The sequence below is a fragment of the Sporosarcina ureae genome (genome assembly GCF_029267015.1).
GTDB classification, from domain to species: domain Bacteria; phylum Bacillota; class Bacilli; order Bacillales_A; family Planococcaceae; genus Sporosarcina; species Sporosarcina ureae_D.
On record NZ_JARIEA010000029.1, the window covers coordinates 23,491 to 41,005 of the forward strand.

The 17,515-nt window shown below is 41.2% G+C and carries 14 protein-coding genes and 1 other annotated feature; of the genes, 2 read left to right on the plus strand and 12 right to left on the minus strand.

The genetic code is table 11. The features are described from left to right. The first annotated feature begins 108 nt into the window (after positions 1 to 108). Complete coding sequence (locus tag Q7P97_RS04405) at positions 109 to 2,130, plus strand: S-layer homology domain-containing protein (RefSeq protein WP_303967099.1); 2,022 nt, start codon at positions 109 to 111, stop codon at positions 2,128 to 2,130. Positions 2,131 to 2,285: 155 nt separating this feature from the next. On the opposite strand, the gene Q7P97_RS04410 is transcribed toward Q7P97_RS04405, so the two are convergent. The 9 genes from Q7P97_RS04410 to ilvD form a co-directional block, all read right to left on the minus strand. Beyond that, positions 2,286 to 4,553, minus strand: coding sequence for an S-layer homology domain-containing protein (locus Q7P97_RS04410; RefSeq protein WP_303967102.1), 2,268 nt, complete (start codon positions 4,551 to 4,553; stop codon positions 2,286 to 2,288). 282 nt (positions 4,554 to 4,835) lie between these two features. Then, positions 4,836 to 5,420, minus strand: a complete 585-nt coding sequence (gene leuD, locus Q7P97_RS04415; protein WP_099693171.1) for a 3-isopropylmalate dehydratase small subunit — start codon at positions 5,418 to 5,420, stop codon at positions 4,836 to 4,838. A gap of 13 nt (positions 5,421 to 5,433) precedes the next feature. Continuing rightward, a complete protein-coding gene (gene leuC / locus Q7P97_RS04420; protein ID WP_303967109.1) occupies positions 5,434 to 6,846 on the minus strand; it encodes a 3-isopropylmalate dehydratase large subunit in 1,413 nt (470 codons plus the stop codon). 146 nt (positions 6,847 to 6,992) lie between these two features. Continuing rightward, positions 6,993 to 8,093 (minus strand): 3-isopropylmalate dehydrogenase, encoded by a 1,101-nt coding sequence (leuB, locus tag Q7P97_RS04425; protein WP_085428334.1) that lies wholly within the window; start codon positions 8,091 to 8,093, stop codon positions 6,993 to 6,995. A 68-nt stretch (positions 8,094 to 8,161) separates the two neighbouring features. Further along, complete coding sequence (locus Q7P97_RS04430) at positions 8,162 to 9,703, minus strand: 2-isopropylmalate synthase (protein ID WP_085428333.1); 1,542 nt, start codon at positions 9,701 to 9,703, stop codon at positions 8,162 to 8,164. Continuing rightward, positions 9,690 to 10,724 carry a ketol-acid reductoisomerase gene (ilvC, locus tag Q7P97_RS04435; RefSeq protein ID WP_303967114.1) on the minus strand — a complete coding sequence of 345 codons (1,035 nt, stop codon included), beginning with the start codon at positions 10,722 to 10,724 and terminating at the stop codon, positions 9,690 to 9,692. The genes Q7P97_RS04430 and ilvC overlap by 14 nt, the downstream gene beginning before the upstream one ends. Before the next feature lie 27 nt (positions 10,725 to 10,751). Then, positions 10,752 to 11,270, minus strand: a complete 519-nt coding sequence (gene ilvN, locus Q7P97_RS04440) for an acetolactate synthase small subunit (protein ID WP_083035136.1) — start codon at positions 11,268 to 11,270, stop codon at positions 10,752 to 10,754. Further along, on the minus strand, positions 11,267 to 13,015 hold the full coding sequence (ilvB, locus tag Q7P97_RS04445; RefSeq protein WP_303967126.1) for a biosynthetic-type acetolactate synthase large subunit: 1,749 nt from the start codon (positions 13,013 to 13,015) through the stop codon (positions 11,267 to 11,269). Before ilvB ends, ilvN begins: the two co-directional genes overlap by 4 nt. Positions 13,016 to 13,116: 101 nt before the next feature. Further along, positions 13,117 to 13,367, minus strand: a binding site (T-box leader). 2 nt (positions 13,368 to 13,369) lie between these two features. Continuing rightward, on the minus strand, positions 13,370 to 15,037 hold the full coding sequence (gene ilvD, locus Q7P97_RS04450; RefSeq protein ID WP_303967129.1) for a dihydroxy-acid dehydratase: 1,668 nt from the start codon (positions 15,035 to 15,037) through the stop codon (positions 13,370 to 13,372). Positions 15,038 to 15,701: 664 nt separating this feature from the next. Between ilvD and sda the strand changes: the two genes are divergently transcribed. Further along, the gene (gene sda, locus Q7P97_RS04455) at positions 15,702 to 15,839 is read left to right on the plus strand and encodes a sporulation histidine kinase inhibitor Sda (RefSeq protein ID WP_099625931.1); all 138 of its coding nucleotides are present in this window, start codon (positions 15,702 to 15,704) and stop codon (positions 15,837 to 15,839) included. Between the two features lie 95 nt (positions 15,840 to 15,934). Here sda and Q7P97_RS04460 read toward each other — a convergent pair whose 3' ends face one another. The 3 genes from Q7P97_RS04460 to Q7P97_RS04470 form a co-directional block, all read right to left on the minus strand. Further along, on the minus strand, positions 15,935 to 16,249 hold the full coding sequence (locus Q7P97_RS04460) for a DMT family transporter (protein ID WP_303967132.1): 315 nt from the start codon (positions 16,247 to 16,249) through the stop codon (positions 15,935 to 15,937). Further along, a complete protein-coding gene (locus Q7P97_RS04465) occupies positions 16,212 to 16,598 on the minus strand; it encodes a DMT family transporter (RefSeq protein WP_303967135.1) in 387 nt (128 codons plus the stop codon). Before Q7P97_RS04465 ends, Q7P97_RS04460 begins: the two co-directional genes overlap by 38 nt. 83 nt (positions 16,599 to 16,681) lie before the next feature. After that, on the minus strand, positions 16,682 to 17,266 hold the full coding sequence (locus tag Q7P97_RS04470; RefSeq protein WP_303967137.1) for a TetR/AcrR family transcriptional regulator: 585 nt from the start codon (positions 17,264 to 17,266) through the stop codon (positions 16,682 to 16,684). Positions 17,267 to 17,515: the final 249 nt, after the last annotated feature.

A 17,515-nucleotide genomic window follows, 5' to 3' on the forward strand; every position in this document is an offset into this window, starting at 1 on the left:
CTTTATAGAAGTCTAGTGTAATAATAGTCTATTAATATACCAAATGATGCTTACCTATTATAGTACTTTCTGCTACAATAGTAGGAGATTTATATAGGAGGTTTTGATTTGAAACGTTTGATAACATTACTGACACTATTGCTCTTGGTAGCTTCTCCTGTCTTCACACCGGTAGCGAGTGCAAATGACTTCTCAGGTCATCAGATGCAGCAAGAGCTGACATTTTGGGTAGATAAAGGCGTAATCCAAAAGGACTCAAAAGGGAATGTCTATCCAAATCGAGCGGTTACACGAGGGGAATTCGCTTCCTATCTCGCACGTTCGTTGGAATTACCTACTTCGACACGCTATACCTTTAATGACTTGAAAGCAGACCACTCCCGTACAATTGAGATTCAAAATGCTGCAGGTGCTGGAATTTTAGCTGGCTATCCTGACGGTTCATTCAAAGCGAATCAGCAGATTACACGTCAACAAATGGCCGGAATGATTTTTAAGGCATTTCGTTTCCTAGAAATTCCAATCAAATCTACTACGGTTCAATTTAAAGACAGCAAGAAAATTTCATCGAACTTCGTACCCGCTGTATCAGCAGCTTCTTCATTGAATATCATACGAGGTGATCAAGGATATTTCAAACCAACAAGTAACGCAACGATTGCACATGCTTCTGCTTTTCTATTCCGGATGTTCGCAGTCGCTGACGGAAAAGGTAGTACTCGCCCTCCTACAAACGTTGGCGGTACGGAAAATCCTAAAGTGCATAAAGTCAGTTCGATTTCCAATAGTCAACTGAATGTCACGGATGAGTCCTACATCACATTTGAAGATGCGTTGGCGGCGTATAACGCTTCTTCTATCGTTCAGACGATTTCCGTTAATAATAAAATTATTAAGATGAAGTCAGGTCAGGCGTTTGCTTCGGAAAACCCTAAGCAGTATACGTCACTATATAGCGACACTTCATTAAAAAATGAAGTCACATATGTCCAGAAAGGTTATGAACTGGATTATGTAGGCAGTAGCCCAGAACGTGTAGTAGTAGAAGTAGGTGGCTATACATATTATGCGAAGCACGCAGAAATCGACCTAATTCCTTCTCAACTATCTACAGGCGCAAGTCAGTACAAAGTAACAAATGACGGCTTACTCATTCACCAACCTTATTATCGTACATACGATAGTAAGACAAAACAATATAAAGGGAGTTACGCAGAGTATACAGTAGGCCCTGCTTCTCCGACAATGAAAAAAGGACAAACGTATACGAGTAACGACGGTGTCCACTTTACAGAATTAAACGGTGCAACGACTATTACGTATTATCCGTACTTCCAATTCCAATCGGTACGCCAACCCTCCACTTACACTGGACAGGAACTGGATCGTTTCATCTCCAATGCATTACTTGCTAGACAAAAAACAGGTATTGCCCGCTATAAAAATGCTACTTCGAAGTCGAAATTAATCGGACTTGGAACGTATGTGAAACAGATGGAGAAAAAGCATAACGTCAATGCAATGTTCATATTAGCGACAGCGATTCATGAAAGTGATTACGGGATGAGCGGCAACGCACAGCAGAAAAACAATATTTTCGGTATCCGCGTTTTCGACTCTTCACCTGATAAAGGCGAAGTCTATGGTAATCCAACAAGAAGTGTCGATGCATTCATTACTCGCTACATCAACTTAAACTATGCGAATCCACTCGGTGCTTATGCAAATGGCGCAGCTCCCGGCAACAAGGCAGTCGGATTTAATATGAAGTATGCATCCGATCCTTTCTGGGGTAGTAAGATCGCAGGTCATATGTGGCGCATCGATCAGTTCCTAGGCAACAAAGATGCGAACCAAGCACAATTGGCTGTGATTTCATATACAGGCAATACAGCAGTTAATATCCGGACAAGCCCAGATGCAGCTAATAAGAATAATATTCTATTCTCTTATAAGCCTAAACATCCAGGTAATCTAGCAGCATTCGGCTACCCACTAGTAGTGACAGATCGTACAACCGGTGCAGACGGCTTTGTTTGGTACAAAGTGCACATGGACATCAACCCAAGCACACAAACCAATGAACCATACGGCTGGATCCGTTCAGATTTAGCAACTCTTGTAAACTAAATAATCAGCGAAACCACCATCTCCTGGAGTTTAGGACATGGTGGTTTTTCTATGAGCTAAGTTGTTTGTATAGTTGATAGTGACGTTAATCGACCTTGCTTAATTACTACATAAAAATACCACCTCCTGAATTAAAGGAGATGGTGTTTGCTTCATTATAATGCGTCAGTGTACTCTTTACCTGCTGGTAGCAAGTTAGACATATTGATTCGTTTCAAGCCTTCTTTAATCTTCGTAGTATATCCTTGCTTCGTACTATTCAAATAGCCCGCTTTCGACTTAATCATGCGCTCGAATACTTTAGCTTTTGATTTATCAATTTGTGACCATTTTTCATAAGAATGAATCAAGTCTTCCAACGTCAAATGAACATAATCTGTGCCTGAAAACTGACCATTCGGTGCACGTTTATACCAGATGTCACCGTTAGAACGAGTCCAGTTCTTCTCTTCAAAGCGAATGGCTTTTTCGATTGCACTGGCATTTTCCAAATATACTGGATCATTGAACTCTTGGAATGCCAACAAGAGAATGTTCATGCCGCCAAGTAAATGGTTCATAGACGTATGGGTCTTCACTTGTGATTTTGCCGGGAAGTAATCCGGAATATAATAGGCAGTTGGAGACAAGAAGTTCACATTGCCTTTTCTATGTTGCTGTACGAGCAAGTTTGCATAGTTACGTAAACCGTCGTTGTAATCTTTATGATTGAATGCGTTACCGCCATTATAAAGGAATAATGCAATCTGTTCATTGAAACGCGTATCAACGAATGGTGCTGTGAAGTTATATAAATTCTTCAAATACGTACTCGTTACTTCTGTTTCCCAATAAGGCTTGCTTCCTCTGAAAACGGCTAAGTTTGTAAAGGAGTTATGCAAAACATCTTCATAATAACGTTCTTTCGTTTGGTTGTATAACAACATGACACGATCTTCTTTTACCAAAAGTAAATTGCGTCCATATCCGCGACCCGAAGCCGGCATCGGTTCAATGGTAGTCGCCATCTTGTTGTAAGGACCTTCTGCTGTATACCATTTATTACGCTTTTTATAGTTGGTAATCGATTCACGAAGCCATGCATCTAATCTTTCATTTGAAGAGAAAAGCTTCTTATCGGATGAAAGAATCCATTGATCCACTACATCATACCCTCTAGAGTTCAACTCAAATACCGATACTCGGGTATCGCCCATCAGAATATTACTGTAAGATTCCTTCTCGTCCTGCAATTCACGTGTGTGGCTAACTGCGCCACTACTATACTTCAGCTCGAGTTCGCGCGAACGATATGTTTTCGAAATCATTTGCTGACCTGTTCCCTGCTGTGAAATTGTTTCAAGGACACCGACAGGAGAAGTTGCAATATCAAAACCAAATGTATCATCCACATCTTTTTTCATAGGAAATTTATCAAAACGCTCTATTTTATTCGTTTTGATATTCCCGTCAATCCGTACCAAATCGACGCGAATCGGCAGTCGATCCGGATTTCTCAACTCAACAAATGTAAAGTAGTCACCATTTGGCAACTCACGTTTTGTTACAGTAACTCTTGTGTTTTTTCTCTCACTGACTCCATAAACATAAATCTGATCCGTCGCATGTCCATGTGCTTTCACTCGCTTGGCCGCTAAAGATAAGAAGTGATTGGAACGTAAGAATGTCTGTCCCTCTTCTGTCAACGGAACTTCCGTAATAAATTGATTAAATCGAATAGGATCGAATTTACCCATTGTCTGTGTTTTATTGAAAACAATCGGTTGCTGTTTTTCGAGCAGTCCTGCTTGAATCATTGCTCTATGTAGGAATACAGCGAATGAACCACGATTAACGGGGAGTTTCGGAGCAAATGATCCGTCCTCTTTACCTGTCGTAATACCGTGCTGCATAAGTACTTTTACGCCGTATCTGTGAGATTCACTTATTTTATTCTCATCCGTGAAGCGTACTGTTTCACCTGTATCTTTTAATTTAAAAGCATTGACTAACACACTCGCCATTTGTTCACGTGTTAATTCATCGCTCACACCAAAGTTACCATCGGGTTTCCCTTTAAATATACCCGCTTCATAAGTAGACATTGCACCACGCAAGTTCGAAGACTTTGCGCTGACGTCCTTAAATATCGGCTGGTAGGGAGCCTCGGGTAATTCTAAGGCGACGGTCAGCAAGTTTGCCGCCTGTCCACGTTTAATGCTAATTCCTGGACGGAACTGTAAATCCTGGTAACCGTTAATAATTTCTTCTTCTACTAGTTGTGTTACTTCATCCTTTGCCCAGAAATCATTACTTACGTCAGAGAAACGCTGGTTTACCGTTTCTGCTTTGGCGCTTACTGGTAGTGCAATGAGACAAACTAACGATGCGATAAGAAAAGAATTAAAAATAGCGAATACATTCTTTTTTGAAGCGCTTAACATCTTTGAAATCAACTCCACTCTGTGTTTTATTCATTTTAGTATGTAGTTACCTTCGACAATTATAGCATAACCGCTATTTCATTTGGTCTTTCATTGTAAAGGAAGAAGGTTCCATTCTTTACGGCGGTAATATTCCTTAGGTCTGTATACTTTCTCGTAACCGCACCGTACAGACGGAGAATAACAGAAAAAGTTTCAACTTATTAAATATAATTTAATAATTATTTCAACAAGAACTAAAAGTAAACGGTTCACGCTAAATAAGCGATGAACCGTTTTAGGTTATGCATGTTTTTGTTCGTACTCTGCAATTTTATCTTCATATTGGAATGTCAGAGAAATCTCATCCCAACCGTTCAACAACATCTTTTTGTAGTATGGGTCAACGTCAAAGCTGTAAACAGAACCGTCTTCGCCTGCTACAGTTTGATCTTCTAGGCTCACTGTCAATTTATACGGTGCTTCTTGGCCTTTACGCAAAAACTCTTCAATTTCTGCCACCGATAGCTTGATAGGCAAAATTCCATTCTTGAAACAGTTACTATGGAAGATATCCGCGAAACTCGGTGCAATCACTACACGGAATCCATAATCTAAAATTGCCCATGGGGCGTGTTCACGAGATGATCCACAACCAAAGTTTTCATGTGCAACCAAGATAGTCGAACCATCATAACGAGGGTCATTCAATACGAACTCTTCGTTTTTCGTACCATCTGCATTAAAACGCCAGTGGTAAAATAGATATTTTCCGAATCCAGTACGTTCAATACGCTTCAAGAATTCTTTGGAAATAATCTGATCTGTATCTACGTTATTTTTATCTAATGGAGTGAGTACACTCTCTATTTTATTAATTGGTTCCATGTAAATACCCTCCTCAATTTTGCACAGTTGCTTCAACTTTACGAACATCTACGAAATGTCCGTGTAGAGCAGCTGCTGCAGCCATGGACGGGCTGACTAGATGTGTACGTGAGCCTGCACCTTGGCGTCCTTCAAAGTTTCGGTTAGATGTAGATGCACAGCGTTCCCCAGCTGGCACTACGTCATCATTCATAGCTAGACACATACTGCACCCAGACTCTCTCCACTCAAAACCAGCCTCTATGAAAATCTTATCCAAACCGATATCTTCCGCCTGTTTCTTCACCGTACGTGAACCTGGCACGACAATCGCAGTCACTGTAGGATGAACGTGTTTACCTTTTACCACGTTCGCTGCAGCTTCCAAATCGCTAAGACGTGCATTCGTACATGAACCGATGAATGCGTGCTGAATTTCAATATCAGTCAACGCCATACCTTCTTCAAGTCCCATATACTCCATCGCGTTACGAAGTGCCGATTTATCTGTTTCAGATGCATAATCTGCAGTTGTAGGGATAGTAGCTGAGATACCCGATCCCATGGATGGATTAGTCCCCCACGTTACGAATGGTTCAATTTCATCTGCGTGGATTTCAAGTACTTGATCATATTCCGCACCTTCATCAGTATTCAATGCAAGCCAACGCTCTGCTGCTACTTCGAACTCTTCGCCTTGAGGTGCATAGCGACGTCCGCGCAAATAATCAATTGTTGTTTCGTCAGGTCCAATCAAACCCGCTTTTGCTCCTGCTTCAATGGACATATTGCAAATTGTCATACGCTCTTCCATTGTAAGTGCGCGAATCGCTTCTCCTGTATACTCGACGATATGTCCAGTACCGACACCAATTCCAAACTTCGCAATGATTGCAAGAATGATATCTTTAGCTGTTACACCAAATCCAATTTCTCCTGTTACACGGATCTCCATGGTCTTCGGTTTACCTTGCCAAAGCGTTTGGGTAGATAACACGTGCTCTACTTCGCTTGTCCCGATACCGAACGCTATAGCTCCGAATGCTCCGTGTGTAGAAGTATGGCTGTCACCACAAACAATTGTTTTTCCCGGCTGTGTCAATCCAAGCTCAGGACCGATTATATGCACGATACCTTGATCTGGATGCTGCATATCCGCCAATTGAACGCCGAACTCTTCACAGTTCTTTTCAAGTGTAGTAATTTGTTTTTTAGCAATAGGATCGTTGATGATCGGCAAATTCTTTGTCGGAACATTATGATCCATAGTTGCAAAGCAAAGATCCGGACGACGCACTTTACGGTTCGCTAGACGTAAACCTTCAAACGCTTGCGGTGATGTCACTTCATGAATCAAGTGAAGATCAATATATAATAGATCCGGTTTTCCCTCTTCTTCATACACAATATGCTGATCCCATATCTTCTCAATAATTGTTTTAGCCATAATTGTTTCCCCTTCCAAGCAATTGCCAATAGTAATATGCGGCGTGTGATTCAACTCGTCAATCTTTTCTCTAGCTATACATAAAGGGCGCACCAGTTTCGGTATGCCCTTTATGTGCATGTCGAGACTAAGACAGCGGTATTTTATTAAATATACGAGTACATGATACTATTGGAAACGAACTGAAGATCCAACTCGTCTACAATCTTATCTGTCCACTCTTTTGTCGTTAATGAACGTTGATCTTTACCAGCTAAATCTGCTGTGAAGTGACCTTCTTCAAATACTGTATTAACAGCCTTTTCAATCGCAGTTGCTTCCGTTTCCAATCCAAATGAATACTTTAGCATCATAGCAACTGAAAGAATTGTTGCTGCTGGATTTGCGATTCCCTGACCTGCTACATCCGGTGCTGAACCATGAACTGGCTCATACAAACCTAAACCGTCTGAACGCACACTCGCTGAAGGTAGTAACCCAAGTGATCCTGTAATGACAGAAGCTTCATCACTTAAGATATCTCCAAACATGTTTTCAGTAACGATTACATCAAAATGTGCTGGATTCGTTATTAATTTCATTGCTGCAGAATCTACTAACTGATGTTCTACCTCTACATCTGGATACTGTGCTTTCTTCTCTTCTACAATCTTTCTCCAAAGCTTACTGGATTCAAGCACATTCGCTTTGTCCACAGAAGTTACTTTGCCTTTACGCAGGCGAGCTAACTCAAAACCTTTGTCGACAATACGTTCGATCTCCTTGCGCGTATATACAAGCGTATCAACAGCTGATTGATCTGTATGATGACTCGGTTTACCGAAGTAAAGACCTCCAGTTAATTCCCGAACGATCATCATATCGACCTCTTTGATGATGTCTTCTTTTAAAGGAGAAGCCTGGATCAAAGAAGGTACAGCTGCAACAGGACGAAGGTTTGCAAATAGATCAAAATGTTTACGTATCGCAAGCAACCCTTTTTCCGGCCGTAATTCAGAAGGATTCTGATCCCATTTAGGACCCCCTACTGCTCCTAGAAGAATGGCGTCGCTTGACTCACATAACTCTATTGTCTCTTTGGGAAGTGGATTATTCTTTTCATCAATCGCCGCTCCACCAATTAATCCATATTCTGTATGGAATGTATGATTAAAACGTCTACCGATCACTTCCAATACTCTGACTGCCTCTGCTACTACCTCAGGTCCTATGCCGTCACCGGGTAATACTGCTACTTTCTTTTCCATAGAACTTCTCCTCCTTGATCAATCTCGTATCACTCGATCGAATACTTTATCCCTTTAATGTATGTTGCCTATTTCAATAACTCTTCTTTCCGCAATTGTTCGCGAACTAGTTGACGATTGATAGCATTCAAATAAGCTTTTGCAGACGCTTCTAACACGTCTTGCGCTACGTCTCGGCCCGTAAGCTCGAGTCCGTTATGTCTTAAGTTGACTACTGCCTCTCCCAGTGCATCGCGGCCTTTACCGATCGATGTTACACGATAATCCAGAATGAGTACTTCACCTTTAATAGCTAATTCCAGTGCATTGAAGATCGATTCAACAGAACCTGCACCCGTTGTTGCCACAGTAACTGTTTCTCCGCTTGGCACAGTGGCTGTCACGGTAGCTGTCGGAATATTATTCGTTCCATATTGCACTTGAACATTATGCAATTCGTAAATCGGTGTATCGGTGTCGGACAATTGCTGGCCAGTAAACAGAACAAACAAATCATCTTCCGTGATTTCCTTTTTACGGTCTGCTAACTTTTTGAAGTCATCAAACGCCTCATTCAATTGGTGATCCGTTAATTCAAACCCCATTGTAATAGCCCGATCTTTAAACGCGGCACGTCCCGAGTGTTTACCTAACGCTAACGGCATATCTGTTTCACCAATTAATTCAGGTGTGATGATTTCGTATGTCTCTCGGTTTTTCAACATGCCATCCTGGTGAATACCAGATTCATGGGCGAATGCATTCTTTCCGACGACTGCTTTGTTTGGCTGGATGACTACTCCCGTCAATCGGCTAACAAGCTGACTAGCTTTTTTAATCTCTTTTAAGTTAATTCCGGTTTCCATGTTGTAGAAGTCTTTACGAATATGCATAGCGACGGCAATTTCTTCTAATGCCGCATTGCCTGCACGCTCTCCAATACCGTTAATCGTACATTCTACTTGATCGGCACCGTTCTCAACTGCTGCTATAGAGTTTGCAACAGCCATTCCAAGATCATCATGACAATGAGCTGAAAGCTTAACTTTTTCTATACCTGTAACATTCTCTTTCAAGTACTTGAATAGAGCACCGTATTCTGCAGGAGTTGCATAGCCTACAGTGTCTGGAACATTAATCGTTGTCGCCCCTGCTTCAATTACTTTATTGATAATACGTACGAGGAATTCCTTATCGGAACGGAATGCATCTTCTGCAGACCATTGAACGAGAGGGAAAAATTGTTTAGCATATTTAACCGTATCTGCTGCAATTTCGACTACCTGGTCTGGAGATTTCTTTAGCTTATACTCCATATGGATCGGTGATGTCGCCAAGAACACGTGAATATGTGGATTTACACCACCGCGTAATGCTTCCCATGATATATCAATGTCTTTCTTCATCGCCCTAGCAAGTCCTGTAACAGTTGAGTTTTTCACTGTATCGGCAATGCGTCGAACGGCTTCGAAATCACCTGGGGATGAAGCAGGAAATCCTGCTTCAATAACGGCTACCCCAAGTTTTTCAAGCTGACGAGCGATCTCTAATTTTTCTACTGTATTTAGATTAATACCCGCAGATTGCTCACCGTCGCGAAGAGTTGTATCGAAAATATCAATTTTTCTCACTCGCTACCACTTCTTCCTCTTTTGATTTAGCTCCTTCGCTGATGAATGGCATCATAGAACGAAGCTTCTGTCCAACTTCTTCAATTTGGTGCTTAGATTCTGCTTCTTCGATTGCATTGAACTTAGGACGTCCGTTTTCGTTCTCTTCGATCCATTCTTTTGCGAATTTACCTGATTGGATGTCAGTAAGAATATCTTTCATACGAGCTTTTGTATCTGCATCGATTACGCGTGGTCCAGAAACAAAGTCGCCCCACTCTGCAGTGTCAGAGATTGAGTAACGCATTCCAGCCATTCCGCCTTCATACATCAAGTCAACGATTAGTTTCGTTTCGTGCAATGTTTCGAAATAAGCAAGTTCAGGCTGGTATCCAGCTTCAACTAGAGTTTCGAATCCAGCTTTAACTAGTGAAGTTAAGCCACCACATAGTACTGCTTGCTCTCCGAATAGATCCGTAACTGTTTCTTCCTCGAATGTTGTTTCCAAAACGCCACCACGAGCCGAACCGATACCTTTTGCATATGCAAGAGCTACGTCTTTAGCTTGGCCAGATACGTCTTGATACACTGCGAATAGTGCAGGTACTCCGCCGCCAGCTTCGAATGTTCTACGTACAAGGTGTCCTGGTCCTTTTGGAGCTACTAGGAATACATCTACATCAGCAGGTGGTTTGATTTCACCGAAGTGTACGTTGAAACCGTGAGCAAATACTAATGATTTTCCTTTAGCAAGAGCTGGTTCGATCTCTGCTTCATATACCGCTTTTTGATTTTCATCAGGAAGTAAGATCATGATCAAGTCTGCTTTTTCAGAAGCTTCTTTAACAGATAGTGCTTCAAGACCGTCTGATTTTGCTTGGTCGAATGATTTACCAGCACGAACTCCTACTACTACGTTAAATCCTGAATCTTTCAAGTTACGAGCGTGTGCGTGACCTTGTGAACCGTATCCGATAATTGCAACTGTTTTACCTTCTAATAGTCCTTCATTGATATCCTGGTTATAATACATTTTTGTCATTTTAATTTCCCCCTAAGTGTGTGTGTTTTACTGTTTTAAAATCGATAGCTGTGGTGCTTGAACCTTTTGCATATCGCGGGCAAAGCCGGTTGCGCCAGTTCGTGTTAATTCTTTGATGCCATATGGTTTCAGCAAATCGATAAATGCTTCGATTTTGTCTGGGTCACCCGTTACTTGGTACGTTACTACATTCTTTCCGGAGTCGACAATTGTCGGACGGAAAGGTTCAACGATGCTGTTCATCTCAGAGCGAATCTGTGGTGGTGAGATCACCTTTACTAGCGCTAACTCACGTAACACGATTGCTTTGTCTGTTATATCTTTCACTGTAATAACATCAATCTGCTTTTGCAGCTGTTTTACAAGTTGTTCAATTTTGTTTTCATCTTCTACATGAACTTGAAATGTCATCTTGGATCTATTTGGTTGTTCAGTAGCCCCTACGGTAATACTTTCAATATTGAATTGACGCTTCATCAGCAGTCCCGTTACACGGTTTAATACTCCGCTCTGATTAATTACTGTTACTGTAATAATTCGTTTCACTGAGGACTCACTCCAATCATGTCTTGTAATCCTTTACCTGGAGCAACCATCGGATAGACGTTTTCACGTTGTTTCACACGGCAATCAATCAAGACCGGCTCATCAGATAATAATGCTTCTGTAAATACTTTTTCTGCTTCTTCTAAATTGTGAATGCGATACCCTTTCAGGTCATATGCTTCCGCCAATTTAATGAAATCAGGTTGTACGGGTACTAGCGACTGTGAGTAACGTTCTTCATAGAATGTCTCTTGCCATTGACGTACCATACCAAGTGCACCGTTATTCAAGATGATAACTTTCACCGGAATACGCATTTCCTGAAGAAGTGAAAGCTCTTGTGCAGTCATTTGGAAACCAGCATCCCCAACTACCGCAATTACACGATCTTTCGGTCTTGCCAATTGTGCGCCGATTGCTGCTGGGAAACCAAAGCCCATTGTTCCTAATCCGCCTGACGTTACCCAGTTATCTGGATTATTGAAACGATAATATTGAGCGGTCCACATTTGGTGCTGGCCAACATCTGTCGTGACGATCGCATCACCATTTGTGATACGATGTATGATCTCAAGTGCTTGTTGTGGTAATAAAGCTTCCTCATCCGTTTGATACCAAAGCGGATATTGGTCTGCTAAACCATTCAAATAGCTTACCCACTCTACTGTATCCGGTGATTTGAAATCTGCTTTCAGCAATGCTGTTAACGCTTCTTTCGCGTCAGATACAATTGGGATTTCGGTCACTACGTTTTTACCAATTTCAGCTGGATCAATGTCTACATGAATGACTCGTGCATTCGGCAAGAATGCATCCAAGTTTCCTGTTAGACGGTCATCAAAACGTGCACCGACATTGAGCAATAAATCACATTCGCTTAGTGCATAGTTGGCAGTTGCCGTTCCGTGCATTCCGGCCATTCCGTAGAATAACTCATGTTCTCCATGAATTGTACCCAAGCCGAGTAATGTATTAACGACAGGAATACGATGCGTTTCGACAAGTTTCTTCAGCTCAGCCGTTCCACCTGCATGAAGTACACCTGCGCCTGCAAGGATCATCGGCTTTTTCGCTCCCGAGATGGCCTTTGAAGCTTTTTGAATTTGCAGATAATTCGGTGTAGTAGTTGGCTGATAACCGGGCAGATTCACTTCTTTATCTTCTTTTTCTACAGGTACAAAGAGATCTGTTGCGATATTTTTCGGTACGTCGACTACGACTGGTCCTGGTCTTCCGGTAGAGGCAATGTGGAATGCTTCACGCATAATACGTGGAATGTCAGCAACACTTTGCACTTGATAGTTATGTTTTGTAATAGGTTGAGTGATTCCAATGATATCCGCTTCCTGGAAAGCATCCGATCCAATAACTGTACTTGCTACTTGACCTGTAATAACTACTAATGGAAGAGAGTCCATCATGGCATCTGTAATACCCGTTACTAAGTTCGTCGCGCCAGGGCCTGATGTGGCAATGACGACCCCAGTTTTTCCGGATACTCTTGCATATCCTTCTGCTGCATGGATTGCACCTTGTTCGTGACGTGCTAATACGTGTGGGATCGGGTCGTTATATAGCGCATCATAAATTGGGAGAACTGCCCCTCCAGGATATCCAAAGATTATTTCTACGTTCTGTTCTTTAAGCGATTGAATCAAGATGGCAGAACCATCTGTAGGTTTATTTACGGCTTGTTCCTTTGGCATAGTAGATGCAGTCTGTTTTTCTTGTACTTCAGCACTCATACTGAACTCCTCCTTACAATTTTCAACTATATATATTGGCCAGTGACTTTTCTCTCTAAAAAAAAGCCTTTTCATCCCACGCAAAGAATCTGATCTCTTTACATAGGGATGAAAAAGCTTTCATGGTACCACCCTAGTTCGTGACAATTGTCACCTTATGAAAAAGTATGCCTAAGCCGTACCTTTTCATTGCTAACGAGCCCGATTATCGAGCCCGGGATTGCCTAGTCGGTATACCTTTAAGCAATCCACTCCGAGGGGATGTCGCAAATAGTTGTATTGCCGGCTCGCAGCACCGCCGGCTCTCTGTGAATACAGTTTCTATCTACTTTAACCTCATCAACGTTTTATATATTAAATTTTCATGACTCCACCTGTACTGGCTGAAGTGACGAGATGGGCATATCTTGCAAGATAGCCTTTTTTGATTTTAAGTTCAAATGGTTTTAGTGCATTTCGTCGCTCTGCAAGAACTTCATCAGATACCATCAGTTCGATCGTACGTTTTGTCAAATCGATTTCGATGATATCACCGTTCTCTACAAGTGCAATGGGTCCGCCCGATGCTGCTTCTGGTGAGATGTGACCTATAGAAATACCTCGAGACGCTCCGGAGAAACGACCGTCAGTAATCAACGCAACTTCTTTACCAAGACCTTTCCCCATAATTGCGGAAGTAGGTGCTAACATTTCTGGCATACCAGGTCCACCTTTAGGGCCTTCATATCGAATCACGACTACGTGGCCTGCTTTAACTGTGTCATTGTCAATATTCTCTTGCGCTGCTTCTTGTGAATCAAAGACAATTGCTTCTCCCCTAAATTCCTTTATTGAAGGATCCACTGCTCCGACTTTAATGACGGAACCTTCAGGAGCGATGTTACCAAATAGAATGGACAGGCCGCCTACTGGACTATGCGGATTATCTTTCGTTCGAATGACATCTGTATTTGTGATCTCATATCCAGCGACATCTTCTTCAATTGTCTTGCCAGTAATCGTCTTACGTTTATTATGCATCGCTCCATCAATTTTACATAATTCATTGATAATTGCGCTGACACCGCCAGCTTGTTGAACATCATCCATTGAATAATCGGATGCTGGCATGATTTTCGATAAGTACGGTACTCGTTTAGCTACATCGTTTACATCTTCAATATTGTAATCAATTTCCGCTTCGTGAGCGATAGCTAATGTATGGAGAACTGTATTTGTCGAACCTCCCATTGCCATATCAAGTGCAAATGCATCGTCGATTGTTTCTTTTGTAATAATGTCACGTGGTTTAATATCATTTTCAATACAATTCATTAAATGTTTAGCCGCATCTTTGATCAGTGTATGGCGAGCGTCAGATGTAGCAAGAATTGTCGCATTTCCTGGAAGAGCCATTCCTAGCATTTCCATTAGTGAGTTCATAGAGTTTGCCGTAAACATTCCTGAACATGACCCACATGAAGGACAAGCATTCTGTTCGATGTCGAGTAATGTTTCTGCTGACATCTTACCGCTCTTGTAAGCTCCTACACCTTCAAATACTGAAGTTAATGAAAGAACATCGCCCGTTGCGGAAACCCCCGCTTCCATCGGTCCACCAGAAACAAATACTGAAGGGACGTTTGTTCTAACAGCTGCCATCAGCATACCCGGTGTGATTTTGTCACAGTTAGGTATATAGAAGACTCCGTCAAACCAGTGTGCGTTAATGACCGTTTCAGCTGCGTCGGCAATCAGCTCTCGGCTTGGCAATGAGTAGCGCATACCAATGTGGCCCATTGCGATTCCGTCATCAACACCAATTGTATTGAACTCGAACGGTACCCCGCCTGCCTCCCAGATTGCTTCTTTTACTACTTCCGCGAATTTATTTAAATGCATATGTCCCGGAATAATATCTATATATGAGTTACACACTCCTATAAATGGTTTGTGCATATCTTTCGTTTTAACGCCCGCTGCGTAAAGTAAACTACGATGTGGTGCGCGATCGATCCCTTTTTTAATCATGTCACTTCTCATTTGCAATCTCTCCTATACTAATTGAACGAATCAATTGCTAATTACATTAATTTCATTCAGTTGAATATTCTGAACAACTAGTGAATACTTTCACAGCTGCGAACTAGATTGCTGTAATCATATCTTGTATGCGTACAAAGGTCAACCGTATTTTTAAAGTTTTTCGTTAATTGTGACTAATTTAAAACCTCTGAATACGCTTACAAATGCATTGTAACGCGATATATTGCATATCGAAATATAGCTAAATATTTTTGTTTTTATTTTGCTTCTTTCATTAAAGAAAAGATATACAAATTGATTTCTATTATTTACAAATGAAAACCAGGCTTGTACTTTTACTATGAGTTGTGAATCTATTCATGCTATTCACAAGACAGTTGATTTATTAATGATTTGAAAGAAAACATATAGTTCCTCGGCAAGTTTCGCTCGACATCTTTCGACAATTACTTTTTGTTTATAACTCTATGCACATTATCCACCGCGTATCTTAGCAGTTTCTGTAAACAATTCACACATTACCCACAGCTTACTCACGCCTACTGTGGACAATTCGAACGCTTGTTCTTTCAAAGAACCTTTGGTAAAGTAATAGATAACATCTAGAGGGAAGTATGCACACTGATTAGATTCTATTCATCCAAAGGGAGGCGGTTCTACTGTGCTACATTTATCGGATCAATTGTTGCTCTATTCATATCAGCAGGCTCAAAAGTATCAACTGAATCAGGAGTTCATCCAAATGTTAGAACGTGAGATACGGAAACGTGCCTTAGAATCGATGAAACTCAGTAGCTGATCTTTCGGATACAATAAAATGGACATGCCCATTACAATCAGGCACGTCCATTTTTTATTTTATAAATTGCTCTTCTTCTATAGAAGGGGCATATTTTATGATAAAGCTTTAAGCCCGACTACACCAAACACAATCAGGAGTAGACTGACTACTCTACCTGTACTCTTCGATTCCCCGAAGAACAGCATGTTGATGAGCACCGCACCCGCTGTACCTATACCAATCCACACGGCATACGCTGTACTGACTTGCAAAAACTTAAAGGAGTTATATAAAAAGAAGAATGCGATACCGAATCCTCCGTAATATAACAATCCATTCGCCAATGTTTTATTTTCACTGAATTTCTTCAGCCCTATCACACCGGCAAACTCACTTAGTGCTGCCAATAATACTAGAATCCAACCCATCGCCTTTCACTCCCTTCAGCGCTTTCTTTTCATCTTGTCCATCCGCTATCTTCAATCCTGCAACACCCAATACTAGAATGAAGATGAAAAAAATCTTTCCTATACTAATATGTTCACCGAAGAACATGACATCCATTAAAGATGTACCGACTGTACCGATTCCAGCGAATACCGCATAGACGGTTCCGGTCGGTAAACCTTCGCATGCTTTCGTTAAGTAATGAAAGTCCACAAATATAAACCCTACTATGATAATCCAGTGCCACCAGTGGGTTGCTGTGTTAAATCCAAAAATCCATACTAATTCAAAAAAACTAGTTAATGCTACATAAAACCAGGCTTTGTTCATATCATTCGCTCCTACTTATTTTTTACATCACTCATGTGACTGACTGTCATTCATTTTACCATAAAGATTAACATTTTACTATGTTAACCTTCTACATTCTGAAAATGTAATGCATATGCTAAGAATTCAAGAACTTCTTCCTTTTGCCGATTCGCCTCATTTTCATCATGCTGCGCGTAAAGGAAGACTTGCTCTGCTGTTGATTCAACGAGGCCTATTATTAATTTAGCTGTACGATCTGGTTTAATAGACTGACGAATTGCCCCTTCTTTTTTAGCAGCTTCGAGTTTTTCACTGACCCACTCGTAGAATGGTGCATAAACGGATTCCCATTCACGGATATGTTCTGTAGAAGCTAAACCTGAATAAATAACCGCTAAAATCTCGTAGTATTCTCTATTTACTTCATAAATTGCATCAACCATTTGTTCAAATTGTTTTGGATACGATGCATCGTTATCAACCGTATCTTTTACGATTTCAATTGTCTTCGCTACCATCACTTCAGCAATTGCAGGCATAAGAGATAACTTTGATGGAAAGTACAAATAAAACGTTCCTTGCGCAATCCCCGCACGTTTAACGATATCTGAAATCTTGGTCTTTTCTATGCCTTGCTCTTGAAACACTTCTATAGCTGAATGTATAATTGCTGCCTTTTTCCCCAATGAACTTCCTACTCTCTGGTCTATAGATACACTAATTGTATAGCAATCATTCTTTTCTGACAAACAGACTCATGTTTTAAAGGTATGCCATTGCTTAGTAAAGAAAAAAGCCATCCCTTTGACAGGACGGCATGTCTACAATCATTATTTAACTTCTTTCGTTTCCTGCACAAAGGTTTCTCCACTTTTACGCGCTTGGATATCAATGTTATGTTCTGGATACTCTTTTTCAAGACGTTCGTTGTATTT

Bases quoted from the DNA above. Each gene is read 5' to 3' on its own strand.
- Q7P97_RS04410 (WP_303967102.1), bottom strand. From the start codon at position 4,553: ATGTTAAGCGCTTCAAAAAAGAATGTATTCGCTATTTTTAATTCTTTT.
- leuD (WP_099693171.1), bottom strand. From the start codon at position 5,420: ATGGAACCAATTAATAAAATAGAGAGTGTACTCACTCCATTAGATAAA.
- leuC (WP_303967109.1), bottom strand. From the start codon at position 6,846: ATGGCTAAAACAATTATTGAGAAGATATGGGATCAGCATATTGTGTAT.
- leuB (WP_085428334.1), bottom strand. From the start codon at position 8,093: ATGGAAAAGAAAGTAGCAGTATTACCCGGTGACGGCATAGGACCTGAG.
- ilvC (WP_303967114.1), bottom strand. From the start codon at position 10,724: ATGACAAAAATGTATTATAACCAGGATATCAATGAAGGACTATTAGAA.
- ilvB (WP_303967126.1), bottom strand. From the start codon at position 13,015: ATGAGTGCTGAAGTACAAGAAAAACAGACTGCATCTACTATGCCAAAG.
- ilvD (WP_303967129.1), bottom strand. From the start codon at position 15,037: ATGAGAAGTGACATGATTAAAAAAGGGATCGATCGCGCACCACATCGT.
- Q7P97_RS04460 (WP_303967132.1), bottom strand. From the start codon at position 16,249: ATGGGTTGGATTCTAGTATTATTGGCAGCACTAAGTGAGTTTGCCGGT.
- Q7P97_RS04465 (WP_303967135.1), bottom strand. From the start codon at position 16,598: ATGAACAAAGCCTGGTTTTATGTAGCATTAACTAGTTTTTTTGAATTA.